The 15,293-nt window shown below is 71.7% G+C and carries 18 protein-coding genes; 8 read left to right on the top strand and 10 right to left on the bottom strand.

What is annotated here, in order from left to right; genetic code table 11:
* Positions 1 to 45 precede the first annotated feature (45 nt).
* Positions 46 to 579: a MarR family winged helix-turn-helix transcriptional regulator gene (locus IEZ27_RS38830; protein ID WP_125643539.1), complete on the bottom strand. Its 534-nt coding sequence runs from the start codon at positions 577 to 579 to the stop codon at positions 46 to 48.
* A 95-nt stretch (positions 580 to 674) separates the two neighbouring features.
* Between IEZ27_RS38830 and IEZ27_RS38825 the strand changes: the two genes are divergently transcribed.
* Genes IEZ27_RS38825 through IEZ27_RS38805 form a run of 5 tightly spaced genes read left to right on the top strand, consistent with a single transcriptional unit; the run spans position 675 to position 4,622 of the window.
* Positions 675 to 1,340, top strand: a complete 666-nt coding sequence (locus IEZ27_RS38825; RefSeq protein WP_189651838.1) for an FMN-dependent NADH-azoreductase — start codon at positions 675 to 677, stop codon at positions 1,338 to 1,340.
* Between the two features lie 50 nt (positions 1,341 to 1,390).
* Positions 1,391 to 2,179: an SDR family NAD(P)-dependent oxidoreductase gene (locus IEZ27_RS38820; RefSeq protein ID WP_189651837.1), complete on the top strand. Its 789-nt coding sequence runs from the start codon at positions 1,391 to 1,393 to the stop codon at positions 2,177 to 2,179.
* 55 nt (positions 2,180 to 2,234) lie between these two features.
* Positions 2,235 to 2,741, top strand: a complete 507-nt coding sequence (locus tag IEZ27_RS38815; RefSeq protein ID WP_189651836.1) for a PadR family transcriptional regulator — start codon at positions 2,235 to 2,237, stop codon at positions 2,739 to 2,741.
* Entirely contained in the window at positions 2,734 to 3,399 is a 666-nt protein-coding gene (locus IEZ27_RS38810) for an ABC transporter ATP-binding protein (protein WP_189651835.1), read from the top strand. Before IEZ27_RS38815 ends, IEZ27_RS38810 begins: the two co-directional genes overlap by 8 nt.
* On the top strand, positions 3,396 to 4,622 hold the full coding sequence (locus IEZ27_RS38805) for a hypothetical protein (protein ID WP_189651834.1): 1,227 nt from the start codon (positions 3,396 to 3,398) through the stop codon (positions 4,620 to 4,622). Before IEZ27_RS38810 ends, IEZ27_RS38805 begins: the two co-directional genes overlap by 4 nt.
* A gap of 11 nt (positions 4,623 to 4,633) precedes the next feature.
* Here the strand turns inward: IEZ27_RS38805 and IEZ27_RS38800 are convergent, their stop codons facing one another.
* From IEZ27_RS38800 to IEZ27_RS38770, 8 genes are all read right to left on the bottom strand, one after another.
* Positions 4,634 to 5,779: an RNA polymerase sigma factor gene (locus IEZ27_RS38800; RefSeq protein ID WP_189651833.1), complete on the bottom strand. Its 1,146-nt coding sequence runs from the start codon at positions 5,777 to 5,779 to the stop codon at positions 4,634 to 4,636.
* Positions 5,776 to 6,183 carry a YciI family protein gene (locus tag IEZ27_RS38795; protein ID WP_125643525.1) on the bottom strand — a complete coding sequence of 136 codons (408 nt, stop codon included), beginning with the start codon at positions 6,181 to 6,183 and terminating at the stop codon, positions 5,776 to 5,778. The genes IEZ27_RS38800 and IEZ27_RS38795 overlap by 4 nt, the downstream gene beginning before the upstream one ends.
* A 245-nt stretch (positions 6,184 to 6,428) precedes the next feature.
* Entirely contained in the window at positions 6,429 to 6,929 is a 501-nt protein-coding gene (locus IEZ27_RS38790; protein WP_189651832.1) for a pyridoxamine 5'-phosphate oxidase family protein, read from the bottom strand.
* 95 nt (positions 6,930 to 7,024) lie between these two features.
* The gene (locus IEZ27_RS38785; protein WP_189651831.1) at positions 7,025 to 7,363 is read right to left on the bottom strand and encodes an ArsR/SmtB family transcription factor; all 339 of its coding nucleotides are present in this window, start codon (positions 7,361 to 7,363) and stop codon (positions 7,025 to 7,027) included.
* A 45-nt stretch (positions 7,364 to 7,408) separates the two neighbouring features.
* Positions 7,409 to 7,759, bottom strand: coding sequence for a hypothetical protein (locus tag IEZ27_RS54415; protein WP_379478703.1), 351 nt, complete (start codon positions 7,757 to 7,759; stop codon positions 7,409 to 7,411).
* A gap of 96 nt (positions 7,760 to 7,855) precedes the next feature.
* Positions 7,856 to 8,158: an FAD-dependent oxidoreductase gene (locus IEZ27_RS55385; RefSeq protein WP_308427338.1), complete on the bottom strand. Its 303-nt coding sequence runs from the start codon at positions 8,156 to 8,158 to the stop codon at positions 7,856 to 7,858.
* Between the two features lie 160 nt (positions 8,159 to 8,318).
* Positions 8,319 to 9,119, bottom strand: a complete 801-nt coding sequence (locus IEZ27_RS38775) for a hypothetical protein (RefSeq protein WP_189651830.1) — start codon at positions 9,117 to 9,119, stop codon at positions 8,319 to 8,321.
* Between the two features lie 74 nt (positions 9,120 to 9,193).
* Complete coding sequence (locus IEZ27_RS38770) at positions 9,194 to 12,595, bottom strand: protein kinase domain-containing protein (RefSeq protein ID WP_189651829.1); 3,402 nt, start codon at positions 12,593 to 12,595, stop codon at positions 9,194 to 9,196.
* A gap of 238 nt (positions 12,596 to 12,833) precedes the next feature.
* Between IEZ27_RS38770 and IEZ27_RS38765 the strand changes: the two genes are divergently transcribed.
* Positions 12,834 to 13,346 carry a hypothetical protein gene (locus IEZ27_RS38765; RefSeq protein WP_189651828.1) on the top strand — a complete coding sequence of 171 codons (513 nt, stop codon included), beginning with the start codon at positions 12,834 to 12,836 and terminating at the stop codon, positions 13,344 to 13,346.
* A 49-nt stretch (positions 13,347 to 13,395) separates the two neighbouring features.
* Complete coding sequence (locus tag IEZ27_RS38760; RefSeq protein ID WP_229824738.1) at positions 13,396 to 13,770, top strand: DUF2750 domain-containing protein; 375 nt, start codon at positions 13,396 to 13,398, stop codon at positions 13,768 to 13,770.
* On the opposite strand, the gene IEZ27_RS38755 is transcribed toward IEZ27_RS38760, so the two are convergent.
* A complete protein-coding gene (locus tag IEZ27_RS38755) occupies positions 13,748 to 14,527 on the bottom strand; it encodes a phosphatase PAP2 family protein (RefSeq protein WP_229824737.1) in 780 nt (259 codons plus the stop codon). The two genes, IEZ27_RS38760 and IEZ27_RS38755, sit on opposite strands and share 23 nt — an antisense overlap.
* A gap of 171 nt (positions 14,528 to 14,698) precedes the next feature.
* Here IEZ27_RS38755 and IEZ27_RS38750 point away from each other — a divergent pair, with 171 nt between their 5' ends.
* Positions 14,699 to 15,190: a potassium channel family protein gene (locus IEZ27_RS38750; RefSeq protein ID WP_189651826.1), complete on the top strand. Its 492-nt coding sequence runs from the start codon at positions 14,699 to 14,701 to the stop codon at positions 15,188 to 15,190.
* The last annotated feature ends 103 nt before the right edge of the window (positions 15,191 to 15,293 follow it).

Raw genomic sequence — 15,293 nt, 5'->3', positions numbered from 1 at the left:
GCGGGCCTCCCGCTTTGCAGCCAGGTCCGGCGGCGTGGCGGCGGATCACCGTGGAGGGGCCGAGCCGTCGGCGAGGTCCGGGGGCGGGCAGGCGGTCTCGGCCGGACGCCCGTCCTCGACCCGTGAGACGGGTTCGCCGACGAGGTGTCGCAGGGCGCTCCGCAGCGTGGCCTGCGCTGACGGTTCGAGATCGTCCAGGAGCCGGTCCTCGATCGTCTCGACGTCGGTACGGGCGGCCGTGAGTACGCGGCTGCCTTCGGGGGTGACCTCGATGATGCGGGCGCGGCGATCGGCGGGATCGGGACGGCGCAGCACCAGCCCGGCGTCCTCCAGCTCGTCGAGGATGAGGACCAGCTTGCTCTTGTCGACCGACACGGCCTGGGCCAGGGCGAGCTGGGTCCGGGCGGGGGCTTCGACGACGGCCGTCAGCACCGTGTAGCCCCACAGGCTCAGACCGTGCTCGCGCACCGCCGCGGTCTCGGCCGTGGCCAGGCCCTGCTTCAGCCGGGCGAACAACCAGTGCAGATCGTGGTGCAACCGGCTGCCTGGCGAACCTTCGGTGGCGGGGACGTGGGCCATGGCAGCATGATACCAACTCAAGATGTTCTTGATTTACAACTATCTTGGTCTATATTGATTGCGATTCCAGACCATCTTGAATGTGAGGCAATCTGTTGACCCATCTTCTGCACCTGGACGCAAGCGGACGTACCGACTCCTTCTCCCGAAGACTCGGCGCGGCCTTCCTGGCCGACTGGCGGGCCGCCCATCCGGACGGCGTCCACACCTACCGTGACCTGGTGGCCGACCCGGTGCCGCCCGTCGACGAGGACCGGGTACACCTCGCCACGCAGTCGTCCGTCCACGGGGTGCGCGACATCGAGGCCATGGACCGGATGGTCGCCGGCGCCCCCGGGCTGGCCGGGAGCTGGGCGATCACCCGTCCACTGGTGGAGCAGCTCCTCGCGGCCGACGTCCTGTTGCTGGGCGTGCCGATGTACAACTTCACGGTGCCCGCCGCGTTCAAGGCGTGGATCGACCGGGTGACGCTGCCCTGGTTGCCGCTCAAGGGGAAGACGGCCGTGGTGCTGAGCGCGCGCGGCGGCGCCTACGGGCCCGGCACCCCCCGCGAGCAGTACGACTTCCACGAGCCCTACCTGCGCGCCTACTTCTCCGTGCTCGGGCTCGACGACGTGACCTTCGTCCACACCGAACTCACCCACGCCACGGTCATGCCGTTCCTCGCGCGATTCCGCGAGCAGCACGAGGTGTCCCAGGCGGCGGCGCTCGACGCGGTGCGCGTCCTGGCGACCCGGGTGCGTGCCGAGACGCCGTCCTGACCACGACCTCCCGACCTGGCAGCAGCAGACACAAGAAGGGCAACCACATCATGAACACCGAGCTCAGCGGCCGTGTGGTCCTGGTCACCGGCGCGTCGTCCGGCATCGGCGCCGCGACCGCCCGCGCCTACGGCCGCGAAGGCGCCCGCGTGGCGATCACCTACCGCGACCGTCCCGACAGGGCCGAGAAGGTGGCCGCCGACGTCGAGGACGCGGGTGGGCAGGCGCACCTCGTCCGGCTCGACCTTGAGGACCTGTCCACCGTCGACCACGCCGTTGCGACCGTCGTCGAGCGCTGGGGCGGCATCGAGGTCCTGGTCGCGAACGCCGTGCGCTGGGGCGGCGACGGGCCGCCCGACCCCAGTGTGCGGTTCGAGGACGTGTCCCTGGCGGAATGGGAGGCCATGATCGGCGCCAATCTGATCGGGACGGCGGCGACGGTCCGGGCCGTGCTGCCCGGCATGCGTGCCAAGGGCTGGGGCCGGATCGTGCTGATCTCGTCGAGCGTCGCCGAGGAGGGCCTGCCCGGGCCAGGGCCGTACGGCACCGCCAAGTCCGGTCTGTACGGACTCGCCCGCAGCCTGGCCTGGAACGGCGGCCGGGACGGGATCCTCGTCAACGTCGTGGCGCCGGGCTTCACGCTCACCGACAGCCGCCCCGGCATCCCCGCGTTCGTGACCGACGCCCTCGCCGCCGCCACTCCCACGCACCGGCTCTCCACCTCGGACGACGTGGCCAACCTGATCGTCTTCCTGGGCTCGGGGGCCAACGGCAACCTCACCGGCGAGGTGATCAGGGACGGCTCCGCCGCCGCCCGCGCGCCACACATCGGCGGATAGCCCCCAAGAAAAGCGCCGTTGGTTGCGACTATTCATTGAATGTATAGTCGTGATCATGTCAACCGGTCATGTGCTGCTTGGCTTCCTCGTCGAGCGCCCGAAACACGGCTATGAGCTCAAGAAGGAGCACGACCACCGTCTCGCCGGCGCCAGGCCGCTGGCGTACGGGCAGGTCTACGCCACCCTGCAACGCCTGGAACGCGACGGTTTCGCGGAGGTGGCGGAGACCCAGCAGGAGGGCGGCCCCGAGCGAACCCTGTACGCGATCACCGACGACGGCCGGGCGGAGCTGGAACGGTGGCTGAACACCGTCGAGCCGTCCGCGCCGTACGTCGCCAGTGCCCTGTTCGCCCGGGTCGCCGTCGCGGGAAAGGCGGCCGACGGCTACCTCGTACGGCAACGCGAGGCGCATCTGGCCCGCATGCGGGAGCTGACCGCCGAGAAGGCGTCCGGCGCGCCCGCGCAGGTGCTGGCGGCCGACTACGCGCTCCAGCACCTCGACGCCGACCTGCGCTGGATCGAAACCGCCCTCGCGCGGATGAAGGAGGACAACCATGCTTGAGGCCAGGGGCCTGGGCAAGTCGTTCGGCCCGACCAGGGCGCTGGCCGGCGTCTCCCTGGAGATCGCGGAGGGCGAGATCGTCGCCGTCACGGGGCCGAGTGGCTCGGGCAAGTCGACGTTGCTGCACTGCCTGGCCGGGGTCGTCCGGCCGGAGGCCGGCGAGGTCGTCCTGGACGGCAGGCGCATCGACACGCTGCCCGAGGAGGAGCTGACCAGGCTGCGGCGCGAGAGCTTCGGCGTCGTGTTCCAGTTCGGCGAGCTGGTGCCCGAGCTGACCGCGGCGGAGAACGTCGCGCTGCCGCTGCTGTTCAACCGGCACGGCAGGCAGGAGTCGATGACCGCCGCGGCGGAGTGGCTGGCCCGGCTGGAGGTGTCCGACTGCGCCGGCCGGCGTACCGACGAGTTGTCCGGAGGACAGCGGCAGCGGGTGGCCGTCGCGCGGGCGCTGGTGACCGGCCCGCGCGTGGTCTTCGCCGACGAGCCCACCGGAGCGCTGGACACGCTCGGCGGCGAGCAGGTGATGAGCGCGCTGCTCGGCGCGGCTCGTGCCGCGCGTGCCGCCGTCGTCCTGGTCACCCACGACAACCGGGTGGCCGCCTACGCCGACCGGGAGATCGCCCTGCGTGACGGAGCGGTGCTGGCAGGGGTGGAACGGTGATCGCCGTACTGCTGATGTTGAACAGGGGGCGTTCGCGGGCCGAGCGCGTACGCGCCTGGCTGGTCGGGACGGGCGCGGCGGTGGCGACGTTCCTGGTCTGCACGGCCGTCAGCCTGGCCGACTTCGACGACGAGGGCGGCTCGCTGACGGGGCTCGGCCTGGCCCTGCTGGCCGTGCCGGTCGCCGCCCTGGTCCACCAGGCCAACCGGCTGGCCTCGGCCACGAGGGAACGACGGCTCGCCGCCCTGCGGCTGGCGGGCGCGACGCCGCACGACGTACGGCGGCTGGGCGCCCTGGAGGGCGGTCTGCTGACGTCGGGCGGGTCGCTGGCCGGCGGCGTGCTCTACGTGGTCACCCATCTTTCCGGGCCGCTGCCGCAGGTGCCGGTGGTCGTGGCGTTGGTGACGTACGGCGGGGTTCTGTCGGGGATGCGCGCCGGGCGGCACGTCGTCGTCTCGCCGTTGGGAGTGACCCGCCGGGCGCGCGTGCGGGGGCCGCGCGCGCAGGACCTGCTCCTCCTCGCGACGGGAATCGGCCTCTTCGGCCTCGGAGCTTCGCTGAAGGGCGGCTTCCCCCTGGTCGGTCCGTACGGGTCCGTGGTGGCCATGGCGGCAGGGTTGGTCATGATGCTGTTCGGGCTGACTCTGGCCACGACCTGGCTGATCGGGGCGTCCGCGCGCCGGGCCGGGCGGCGGGCCAGGTCGGCGGAGGCGCTGCTGGCGGCGCGGCTGGTCGAGGCGGACCCGCGGGCGTGGGCCAGGGCGTTGTCCGTGGTGAGCCTGACGGTGTTCTTCGGCGCGGGGGCCGGGGCCCAGCAGGCGCCCGGCGGCTACTCCCACGCCCACGTGCTGGTCGACGTCGCGCTCCTGGTGGCCCTGGTGACCGCGGCGGTCGCCCTGGTGGTGCACCAGGCGGAGGAGCTGATCGACCTGCGCCGTTCGTTCGCGGCGCTGGCCGCCGCCGGCGTGCCGGAGCGGGCCCTGGGGCGGGTGCTCGTACGGCAGGCGGTCATCGCCGCGCTGCCGGTGTGCGTGGTGGCGGCCGTGTCGGGAGTCGCGGTGGTGGTCCTGCCCCTCCTGGACATCTACCAGGTGCAGTGGCTCGGCTGGGCGGGAGCCAGGGCCGTCGTCATGGCCGGGGTCGGGGTGCTCGCCGCGATGCTCGTCGCCCTGGCCGCCCGGCCGCTGCTGCGCGGCGCGCTGCGCCTCCGGGCAAGGGCCTGATCACCGTACGTTCAGTCGCGTAGGCGGGCGTTGAGCCGTGCGGCCTGCCGGGTGAGGTGGTCACGTTCGGGGAGACTGGGCGCCGAACGGGCGGCTTCGGCGTAGAGACGGGCCGCCGTGGCCGGGTCGCCGTCGCGTTCGTGCAGGTACGCCGCGACGGCGGAGTGGCGGGGCAGGGCCGGGTCGAGCTCGGCCAGGGCGGCCAGACCGGCCCGCGGGCCGTCGGCCTCGCCGACGGCGACGGCCCGGTTGAGGCGGGCCACCGGACTGCCGGTGAGGCGCACGAGTTCGTCGTACCACTCGACGATCTGCACCCAGTCGGTCTCCTCGGCCGCCTGGGCGTCGGCGTGGAGCGCGGCGATGGCGGCCTGGGCCTGGAACTCGCCCAGCCGGTCGCGGGCGAGGGCCGCCTGGAGCACGTCGACGCCCTCGGCGATCAGGCGGGTGTTCCACAGACCGCGGTCCTGCTCGGCGAGAGGCACGAGCCTCCCGTCGGGCGCGGTCCGCGCCGGACGCCGTGCGTGGTGGAGCAGCATGAGCGCGAGCAGGCCCGCGACCTCCTCATGGCCGGTCCTGGCCGCGAGCTGGCGGGTGAGCCGGATCGCCTCGTCGGCCAGGTCGACGTCGCCGGAGTAGCCCTCGTTGAAGACCAGGTAGAGCACGCGCAGCACGGTGGCGACGTCACCGTGCTGGTTGAACCGTATGCCGGAGATGGTGCGTTTGGCCCGGCTGATGCGCTGGGCCATCGTCGCCTCCGGCACGAGGTACGCCTGCGCGATCTGGCGCGTGGTCAGGCCGCCGACCGCGCGCAGCGTGAGCGCGACGGCCGAGGCCGGCGTCAGGGACGGGTGCGCGCACAGGAAGTAGAGCCGCAGCGTGTCGTCCACCGCCTCGCCCGGGACGGGCGCGGGCTCGGCCTCGACGCGTACCTCGCGGTGCCGGCGGGAGGTGTCGGCGCGGGCGGCGTCGAGGAACTTGCGCCAGCCCACGGTGACCAGCCAGCCCTTGGGGTCCTGCGGCGGGCCGCCCGGCCACACCCGTACGGCCTCGACCAGGGCGTCCTGCACGGCGTCCTCGGCCGCCGCGAAGTCGGCCCCGCGGCGGACGAGGACGCCGATCACCGCGGGAACCAGCTCCCGCAGCAACGACTCGTTCACTCGATCACCGCGGAATGCTCCGCCATGAACGGGCGCACCTCAAGCCATTCGTGAATCGGCTTCCCACCCGCGCCCGGGGCCGCGGACAACTCGCCGGCCAGTTCGAGCGCCCGCTCGCGGGTCTCGACGTCGATCACCATCCAGCCGGCGATCAGGTCCTTGGTCTCGGCGAACGGGCCGTCGGTGACCGGCGGCCGCCCCTCGCCGTCGTAGCGGACGAACGTGCCCTCCGGGAGGAGCGCCTGGCTGTCTACGAACTCGCCGGTCTCCTCCAGCCGGGCGGCGAAGTCGCGCATGTACTGGATGTGCGCCGAGACCTCCTCCGGCGTCCACTGGTCCATCGGCACGTCGTTCACCGATGCCGGCGCGCCCCGATAGTGCTTGAGCAGCAGGTACTTGGCCATCAGATTCTCCTTCTGCGGTACGGCCCAGTCTGGCCGTGTTCATACCGGGGACGGAACCAGCCGCGGGATCTCGACATCCCGCCACGACATTTCTTCGGCAGAATTTTCCGCGGCGGGGTTTTCCTGCGGCTGGGTCTTCTGCGGCGGGTCTTCTGCGGCGGGTCTTTTGGGGCTGGGTCTTTTGTGGCGGGGTCTTTTGCGGTGGTCTGACGGTGTGCCACTCAGCCACGCAGCCGCTCAGCCGCTCAGCCGCGCCGACGTTCCTCGCGCTGCCGGAGCAGTTCCTCGACCGGGCTCGGCAGGGTCGTCTCGAAGTCGATCAGCTTCGCCCAGGTCGGGGTCACCACGATCCGGACCATGCCGTCGTGGTAGAGCGAACGCACCTCCGCCTCCCACTCGACCCGCTGCTCGGGCGTCATCTCGTAGGTGCTGGTCGTCTTGAGGTATTCGTCCGGGATGCCGTCGACGGGGTCCAGCTCGGCCCGGCCGCGGATGAACAAGATCTTGGGCGGGTGCGTCTCGGTGTCGATCGTCAGCGCGACCATCGGGTTCTCGCGCAACGCCTGGAGCTTCGGGGCGTTCTTCGGCGTGCACACGACGATCTCCGAGCCGTTCCAGGTGAAGATGATCGGGATGTTGCGGGGTGTGCCGTCCTTGGCCACGTAGGCCAGGCGGGTCACGTCGCGGGCCAGCAGTTCCTGACTGATCGGCCGGTTCAGCACCTCGGTGATCTCGTTCGGTCGCACGGTCGCTCCTCCGTTGTCGTCCACTGTCGCCGCGTACGCGCGGCTCGTCGTACCCGGGACGGAGCCGACACCACGTTCTCGACACAGTTCTGGAATCAGCTCGGGCCGGGCTCGGCCGGCGGGGTGAACAGGGCGCCCAGCTTGGTCACCGTCTCCGGGATGATCCGGTAGTAGACCCAGGTGCCGCGGCGCTCGCCGTCGATGAGCCCGGCGGTCCGCAGCACCTTCAGGTGATGGGAGATGGTGGGGGCGGTCAGGTCGAAGGTGTCGGTCAGGTCGCACACGCACGCCTCGCCGCCCGCGTGGGAGCCGATCATCGACAGCAGGCGCAGCCGTACGGGGTCGGCCACGGCCTTGAGCAGGGTGGCGAGCTCGGCGGCGGCCTCTTCGGTGAGCGGTTCGCGGGCGATCGGCGCGCAGCACTGACCTGTCATGACGACCTCCTGCTGATTAGAAGCTTGTCTAAATCATAGGTCCCTTCAGCCGCAGCAGCCGCCGCCGGTCTCGGCGCCGACGGGGGTGAGCGGGAGTGAGGTCACCGGCCGGCCGCCGCCGACGCCCGCGGCCAGGCCGACCCGCCGCTCCTGGGCCTCGGCCAGGTCGGAGGAGCAAACGCCCGTTTCGGGCAGTTCGAGCTGTACGTCGCGCGCCGCCTCCCAGTCCCCGGCCAGCGCGGCCACCACCGAGCGAACCTGCTCGTAACCGGTGGCCATGAGGAAGGTCGGGGCGCGGCCGTAACTCTTGACGCCGACCGCGTAGTAACCGGGCTCGGGGTGGGACAGCTCGTCCACGCCATGGGCCGGGACGGTCCCGCAGGAGTGCCTGCTCATGGCCGAACGGGTCGCGGCCGATCACCTCGACGCCGCTCGCGGTGGTGTTCAGCCGGTGGGTGAAGAAGCCGGTCAGCACGCGGATGCGGCCGCCGTTCACGTGGTCGCGGCGGAGTGGCCGGCCCCGAGCACGTTCGGGCTGGTGTACGTGCCGGAGGCGTCGATGTCGTACCGGTACGGGCTGAACACCCGTACGTGCCCCCAGCGCGCCACCGAGGCGCCGACCCGCTCACCGGCCTCCAGAACGGTGAAGCCGACACCCCGCTCGGCCAGATGGGCGGCGGCGGCCAGCCCGACCGGCCCGGCGCCGATCACGAAGACGGGCAGCGCGTCGATCCGCTCGCGGCCGGCGGACTGCTCAATGTCGATCGCGGCGGTATCGCAACAACTGTCACTCATGACGGCTCTTCAGATGACCGCGGGGTGATGGGCATGACACCCCGCTGAATAGAAGTTTATCTAAACAGCTCCGAGCCTGAGCCACTGCTTAGAGGCTTGTCAAATTAGACATCTGCCTAAGTTGCGATGGGACGTCCTTGAGGTTGTGGGGCGTCCGGGGTCAGTCGTCCAGCTCCTCCGACGAGACCGTCTCGTCCGCGGGCGGGGGCTGGATGTCCACCTTCATCCCCCAGTCCGACAACCGCAGATCCTCCACGAAGGAGTAGTACGGGGGCTCGCCGGCGGACCTGTCGAGACTGTCGTTCGGGTCGCGCCACGCACTCCACGCCCTGCGGACCAGTTGGTCAGGGCCGATCCACAACCGCCAGGACACCTTCCAGGAGGCGTACTCGCCGGTGGGCCTGCTGCGGGCGCCGATGCGCATGTCCGGGTTCACCTTGTGGAGCTGCGCGAAGGTGATGACGCCTTCGTGGACGGTGGTGCGCACACCGTCGTACATCCCGGCGGGCCGCCTGCTCGTGGTGGTGGCCAGCACCGCTCTGAGCGTGGCGGGGTCGCTGAGGCTGAGGTGGTGGCCGGACTTCAGGTCGAGCCGGCACGGCCACTCGTACGTGACCCAACGTTTGCCCGGCGGGAGCGGCCGGTCGGCGTCGGGCCTGGCCTCCAACTGGTAGCCGCGCTTTCCGATGCAGATGTTGCGGATGCCGGCGCGTCCCAGGTTGTAGTTCGTCAGGTCGGTGGCCACGATCTTGCCCTTGCCGAACCCCACGACGCCGCGCACAGGCTTGTGGGTGGACCAACTGCCGAACCAGTTCGCCTTCGTACGCTGAACGATCCGCACCCCATGGCCCGGCACGAGCCGGCGCTGAATGGCCCCCGCCGGATCCGTCACGGCATCGGCCCGTACGGCCGGTCCCGCGGTCACCGTGGACGCGGTCACCAGGAGAACCAGCATGGTCATTCGTCCCCTCATGAGTCCTGGATCTTCGCAGCGGCAGATATCACCACGATCACGACTCGGGCCGCTTGCGCCGTTCAGCAGAGTTCGCGGTACGGGGCGTCCGGGACGTAGCGTGACCAGTCGGTTCGGGAGGGGTGGCCGCCTACGCGGGTGCACAGCAGGGCGGCGGCGCGGGGGCCGTCGGTGACGTACGTGAACAGGACGCCGTCGCCGGTCAGCACGTACAGGGTGCGGCCGTCGGGGGAGAAGGACAGGGCGAGCACGGGGCCCGCGGTGCCGGGGAACGGGAGGTCGGCGACCTGGCCGGTGGAGGTGTCGCGTACGCGTACGCGCTGGTCCCCGTCGACGGTGGCGAGGGTGCGGCCGTCCGGGGAGGACGCGGCGGCGTCGATGCCGGCCTCGCTGACCAGCGGCGGCTCGATGAGGCGGCCCGTACGCAGATCGGCGAGGTACAACGCGTTGACGCCCGTGAGCGCGTAGCGGGGGTCGGGCGCGAGGCCGCTCAGCGACCCGCCGATGGCATCGGTGTTGATCCGCCGGACCGCGCGCCCGGAGGCGACGTCGATGAGCACGAGCCCGTCGTTGTCGCGTACCACCACTTCCCGGCCGCCGGGGAGGAAGGCGAAACTCCCGTAGGTCGCGCTCACCGTGTGGGCCGGCCGCCAGGAAGGGGTGGCGGTCCAGAGCTGGGTGGCCCGTTCCTCCTCGCAGGTGCCGGCCGCGCGGTAGGTCGTGGCGGCGGCGAGCGTCCTGCCGTCGGGGCCGAACGTGAGGTCGCCGACCCGCCACAGATCGCCCGTCCGGCGGGGCTGGCGGCGCGGGAGGCGGGCCAGTTCACGGCCGGTGGCGACGTCGCTGATCCGTACGGCTCCGTCCGGGGTGACCGCCGCGAGAGTGGAGCCGTCCGGGCTGAGGGTCACCGCGTGCTTGGGGTCGTTCGGGTCGGAGCACGGCGAGGTCGCCTCCGTGCCCTGGAAGACCAGGGTGGGCCCGACCTGGCCGCGGGTACGCAGGTCCCACACCCGTACGCCGTCCGGCCCGGCCGTGGCGGCCCGTTCCGCCCCGGCCGCCAGCGCCGCCTGCACGGCCTCCCCGCCCAGCCGATCGGGCGCGGTCCAGGCGGTCACGTCGGCGAACCGTACGCCGCCCGGCCGTACCGTGTAGGCCAGGCCGCGGCCGTCGCCGGTGAACGCCAGTTCCTCCACCAGGGACGGCAGGCCCGGTACGACGGTCGCCGACCAGCGGGCGCGTACGTCCCAGAGCCGTAAGCCCTGGCTGCTCGCGGTCACCAGCCACCGCCCGCCGGGGTCGGTGGCGAAGCTCTCCACGTGCTCCCCGGCCGCGGCGTGGTCGGCGCGTTCGGCGCCGGTGCCCGTGTCCCAGAAGCGGAGCTCGACGGCGTGGGTGATCAGGGTCCTGCCGTCCGGGGTGAAGCGCAGCGCGCGGATCTGGTCGTCGGAGGGCGGGACGGTGAACGCGCGTGCCGTACGTCCCGACGCGAGGTCCACCAGCTCCACCCGGCGGTCCGCGCCGGCCAGCGCGAGGGTGGAACCGTCGGGGCTCAGGGCCACCGCCGTGACCGTCTTCCTGGTCAGCGTGCTCACGACGGTGCCGCTGCGCAGGTCGAGCACCGAGACCGGCCTGCCGGAGTCGTACGTGAAGACCGCCGCCCTGCCGCCCCGGGCGGCGAAGACCGCTCCGTTGCCGACCAGGGGCAGTTCGTGCAGCAGGCGGCCGTCGCGCACGCCGAACAGGCGGGCCTTGTACTGGTAGGCGTCGATGGCGAGCAGGAGGGAGGCGTCCGGGCTGAGGAAGCTGTTCGCGCAACAATCGGGCGAGGCGATCGTGCCCAGCGTCCGGCGCGTGGCCGGGTCGCGGACCGTCCCGCCGTCGCTGTCCCAGGTCAGGACGTGCCCCCGGGCCGACACGGCGACGTACCTGCCGTCGATGCCCGTACTGACGTCGGCCTGGCCGAGCGAGGCCAGCAGCCCGAGCCGCGCCTCGGGCACGGGGGACAGGCGCCAGGCGGCGAGGCTGAGCTGCATCGCGGTGGTGGGCGTGTGCAGGCGCAGCGCGGGCACCCGCGCGGCGAGCCCGCGGGCGATCGCCTCGTCCCGCTGCCCGGTGACGGTACGTCGCTGCGTCTCGGCCAGCGTGCCCAGGACCGCCGCCACCGCGAGCAGCGCGGCGAGCAGGGAGAGCAGCAGAGCCCGGCGCCGCCTGCGACGGCCCGCCAGCGTGGCCGAGGCGGCGAGGAAACGCCGTTCGACCGGGTTGAGCCGCAGGTGCCGCCGGGTCTGGCCGGCCCAGCGGTGGTCGCGTTCGAGCGCGGAGCCCTGGTGCAGGTCGGCGTCCTTGTGCCCGTTCGCCGCCCATGCCCGGGCCGCGTCGCGCAGGCGTTCGTGATCGGCCAGGCCGGGACGTTCGTCGGCCAGCCAGCCACGCAGCCGGTGCCAGGCGACGGGCAGGGCGGGCGAGGCGATGCGCACGCCGTTCGCGTCGCCGGTCAGCATCCCCGCCCGGCGCAGGGCCTCGACGGCGACGGGCGCGGCCGGGTCGTCGCCCAGTTCGTCCAGGGCGGCGGATCTGAGCTGGTCGCCGGGGCCGACCAGGCGTACCAGGAGGCCGGGGACGGCGGCCTGCGCGGGCTCGGGCAGCGCCGCGAACGCCTGCTCGGCGCACTCGCCGAGCGGCGGCCGTACGGCGCCGTTCCGGGCGGCGACGACGCCCGCCGCCCGGCTGCCGGCCTCCATGAGGTTCCCGTGGGCGGCCCGGTGTTCCAGCAGGCCGAGCAGGAGGTCGCGGGCCGCCGGACGTTCTTCCGGCCGCTCGGCCAGCCCCGCGTCCACGAGTACGCGGAGCGGCTCCGGCAGCGGGACGGTGTGCGCCTGCGTCCGGTACGGCGGACGGCCCGACGCGGCGTACAACATGACGGCCGCCCAGCCGTAGACGTCGGCCGCCCGGCCCGCTTGGGCGCCGCGCAGCACCTCGGGGGCCATGTAGAGCGGGGTGCCGACGGCGCCGCCCGGGGTGATCGAGCCGGTGAGCAGCCGGGCGATGCCGAAGTCGATGACGCGGGGCCCGTCGGGGCCCAGCAGCACGTTGTCCGGTTTGAGATCGCGGTGCACCACGCCCGCGCGGTGGACCGCCACCAGGGCCGTGGCCACCCCCACCGCCAGCCGGTGCAACTCGTCGCCGTGGAAGGGACCGTGCTCCTGGACGGCCGCGCGCAGGCTCGCCCCCGACACGAACTCGCTGACGATGTACGGCCGCTCGGCCTCCAGGTCGAAGTCGAGGATCCTGGCGGTGCAGAAGGGGGCGATCCTCGACAATGCCCGCACTTCGCCGTCGGGCGGGCGGAGGGAGGCCGACCCGGCGTGCAGCACCTTGACCGCCACCCGGTCACCGGCCGGCCCGTACGCCTCGTAGACGACCCCCTGCCCACCCGCGCCGAGACGGCCCGCGAGGGTGTACACGCCGATACGCTGGGGGTCACCGTCGAGGAGCGGGCTCCAAGCCACGACCCATTGTGTGCGCGAGCCCGTCACGAACGTCAATGCCCGGCGAGGCGGGCGGGGTCCTGCGTGCGGGTCAGCGTTCGCCGCTCCTGTCGGCCTGCCCGAGTTCTATGAGCCCTCTGTCCAATCATGATGATCTGCGGACTCCTGAGTTTCCACGAGAATGGCTGCCGACGATCAGAACGGGAGGGGCCGGATGGGGATCTTCTACGACTACTACCGGGCGGCGGACAGGCGGGCCGCCGCGGAGAAACCGGAGATTCCTCGTGCCGTCGAGAAGCCAGTGCGCGGCGGGCCGGCATTCGACGCGGTGGACGCCAAGGGGATCGATCCCGAAATGATTCTCGGCCGGCTCATAGCCTTGGCCAGGGAGATTCCCTTCAGTTTCGACCTGGTGCAGACGAGCACCGTTCATCCACCGCCCGAGGGCGCCCCGGCGACGATGGAGGAATGGGAAGCCCTTCCTGACGACTCGCCCTACAAGGACGGGCCGGGCATCGAAGAGCTCTCTCCCGACGTACGCGACACGCTCGCCGACATTCCCGACGACAGGGTGGACGTACTCGTCGAGCAATGGGAGCACATCGAGGAGTTCGCGAACATACCGCCGGGCGACGGATACCTCCTGGAGACCCTCACCGGGCTACGAGACCTCGCCCGCCGGGCCCAGAAGGAAAACGAACTGCTCTATTGCTGGATCGGTCTCTGAGGCCGCTCCAAGTGTCAATGACCCTCATCCGCTACAACGAAGCCACCAAATGAGTCAGAGTGGGGCGCAGGCGGCGGCGTTCTTTCGTGATGTCGTGGCCCGTCGCAGGCTGTGGACGGTTCAGGACGGGGATGGTTGCCCGGCTCCGCCGACTGCGCGTGGACGGCGGAGCATGCCGTTCTGGTCTTCGCTCGCCGGGGTGGAGAAGGTCATCAGGACGGCTCCCGCCTATGCCGCGATGGAACCCAGGGAGATCGGCGTCGATGAATGGGTGGGCGAGTGGCTGCCCGGCCTCGAGAGGGACGGTCTTCTGGTCGGGGTCAACTGGTCCGGCAGGCGAGTGGTGGGCTGGGATCTTGAGGTGGAGCACGTACTCGCCCGGCTCGAAGCCGCCCGGCGGATCAGATCCGGAGATGCCGGGTGAGGGTGTTCCAGGCTCGTACGGCCGCGATGGAGACGATCAGTAAGGCGACGCTTCCGGCGATGTCCAGGACGTAGTGGTTGCCCGTGGTGAGGACCACGGCCGCCATGCCCAGCGGGAAGATCCAGGCCAACCATGCCAGACGCGGATGGGACGGCCGCAGCGCGCACCACACGGCGTACGCGCACCACAACGACCAGCCCATGTGCATGCTGGGCATCGCCGAGTACAGGTTCTGGCCGCTTCCGCTCGGGCGGCTGGTCAGGAGGTCGTGCCGGGCGACGATGTCCACGATGCCGGGCAGGGCGAACCGCGGGGGAGACATGGGCAGCGCCCAGAAGACGGGCAACACCAGCACGGTCATCGCGACGAGGGTACGGCGGACCTTGACGTAGACGTCGGCGTGCCTGAGGAAGGTCCACACCAGGACGCCGATGATCGCGACGTAGTACAGGCGGTAGTAGGAGACGGCCGGAAGGATCAGGGACGGATGCGCGGTCAGCCACTGGTTCGCCGTCAGTTCGACGTTCAGGTGGAGAGTGCGTTCCAAGGACTGGAGGGCACGGGCGTGGGCGGTGGCGGCCACCACGTCCTTTCCGGCCGCGGCGTGCAGCCGGGAGAAGAGCAGGATCACGAGGGTCAGGACGGCCGCTTCGACGAGCGGCGCGGGACGCCCGCCCGTCCTCCGGACGAGAACGACCGACCGGGCGCGTGTGATCAGGCGCGATAATCGGCCGTCGGCCACCTCGTGCGGGCTCACGCGGGTCACCCTAATTCATCCCGCTCCGGCGTGGATCAAGCACCGAGCGGTCCGGGCGACGACGGCCAAGCCAGGCGCGGGACGGCCGGGTCGGCCGGGGCGCCACGTGCTTGGCCGATTGCATACCGTCGTCCGCGTTGAGGGCCGCGGAGGCCGCGGAAGGCTCATCGCATGTCTTCTTCTCAGGTCGGCCTGCGGGCATGGGCGCGGTCGGCGGCCGCGGTCGTCCTGATCACCGGCGTCTACTTCGTCGCGCCGCTGCCTGCGGCGAGGACGCCGGGCGGGTCGCCCGAACTGCGTACGATCGGCTTCGTGGCCGGCGTGATCGTGCTGACCTGGCTGGTGGGCCGGCAGGTCGGGCGCGCGCTGCGACGCGAACGGCTCCTGGCGGAGCAACTGGCGATGTTGCTGACCGTCGTCACCCTCGTGGTCGCCTTCTTCGCGGCGCTGTACTTCCTGATGGCCGACCAGTTCCACGGCCTGCGCACCCGGCTGGACGCGCTGTACTTCTCCGTCGTCACGCTGGGCACGATCGGCTACGGCGACGTCGTCCCCGTGGGGCAGGGGGCGAAGGCGGTGGTCATCGTGCAGGTGATGTTCGATCTGGTCATCGTGACGTCGGCGCTCACGCTCATCGTGGGCGGGTGGCGCTCGCGCGAGTGATCGCGAGGCATCGGCAGGTTGAGCTTCCCGCATGTCGTGCCGGCGGGCCGCCCGATCGTCTTCCTGTTGAGGCGTCGATCTGACGCCCACTCGCGTAGAACGG

It is taken from the genome of Nonomuraea spiralis (assembly GCF_014648435.1).
Classification (GTDB): Bacteria; Actinomycetota; Actinomycetes; order Streptosporangiales; family Streptosporangiaceae; genus Nonomuraea; species Nonomuraea spiralis.
The sequence above is the reverse complement of the archived record's forward strand: the minus strand, read 5'-3'. Positions and strand labels throughout refer to the sequence as shown.

Excerpts from the sequence above, each read along its gene's own strand:
- IEZ27_RS38830 (WP_125643539.1), bottom strand. The coding sequence starts at position 579 with ATGGCCCACGTCCCCGCCACCGAAGGTTCGCCAGGCAGCCGGTTGCAC.
- IEZ27_RS38820 (WP_189651837.1), top strand. The coding sequence starts at position 1,391 with ATGAACACCGAGCTCAGCGGCCGTGTGGTCCTGGTCACCGGCGCGTCG.
- IEZ27_RS38815 (WP_189651836.1), top strand. The coding sequence starts at position 2,235 with ATGTCAACCGGTCATGTGCTGCTTGGCTTCCTCGTCGAGCGCCCGAAA.
- IEZ27_RS38810 (WP_189651835.1), top strand. The coding sequence starts at position 2,734 with ATGCTTGAGGCCAGGGGCCTGGGCAAGTCGTTCGGCCCGACCAGGGCG.
- IEZ27_RS38795 (WP_125643525.1), bottom strand. The coding sequence starts at position 6,183 with ATGGCCAAGTACCTGCTGCTCAAGCACTATCGGGGCGCGCCGGCATCG.
- IEZ27_RS38785 (WP_189651831.1), bottom strand. The coding sequence starts at position 7,363 with ATGACAGGTCAGTGCTGCGCGCCGATCGCCCGCGAACCGCTCACCGAA.
- IEZ27_RS54415 (WP_379478703.1), bottom strand. The coding sequence starts at position 7,759 with ATGAGCAGGCACTCCTGCGGGACCGTCCCGGCCCATGGCGTGGACGAG.
- IEZ27_RS55385 (WP_308427338.1), bottom strand. The coding sequence starts at position 8,158 with ATGAGTGACAGTTGTTGCGATACCGCCGCGATCGACATTGAGCAGTCC.
- IEZ27_RS38775 (WP_189651830.1), bottom strand. The coding sequence starts at position 9,119 with ATGACCATGCTGGTTCTCCTGGTGACCGCGTCCACGGTGACCGCGGGA.
- IEZ27_RS38765 (WP_189651828.1), top strand. The coding sequence starts at position 12,834 with ATGGGGATCTTCTACGACTACTACCGGGCGGCGGACAGGCGGGCCGCC.
- IEZ27_RS38760 (WP_229824738.1), top strand. The coding sequence starts at position 13,396 with ATGAGTCAGAGTGGGGCGCAGGCGGCGGCGTTCTTTCGTGATGTCGTG.
- IEZ27_RS38750 (WP_189651826.1), top strand. The coding sequence starts at position 14,699 with ATGTCTTCTTCTCAGGTCGGCCTGCGGGCATGGGCGCGGTCGGCGGCC.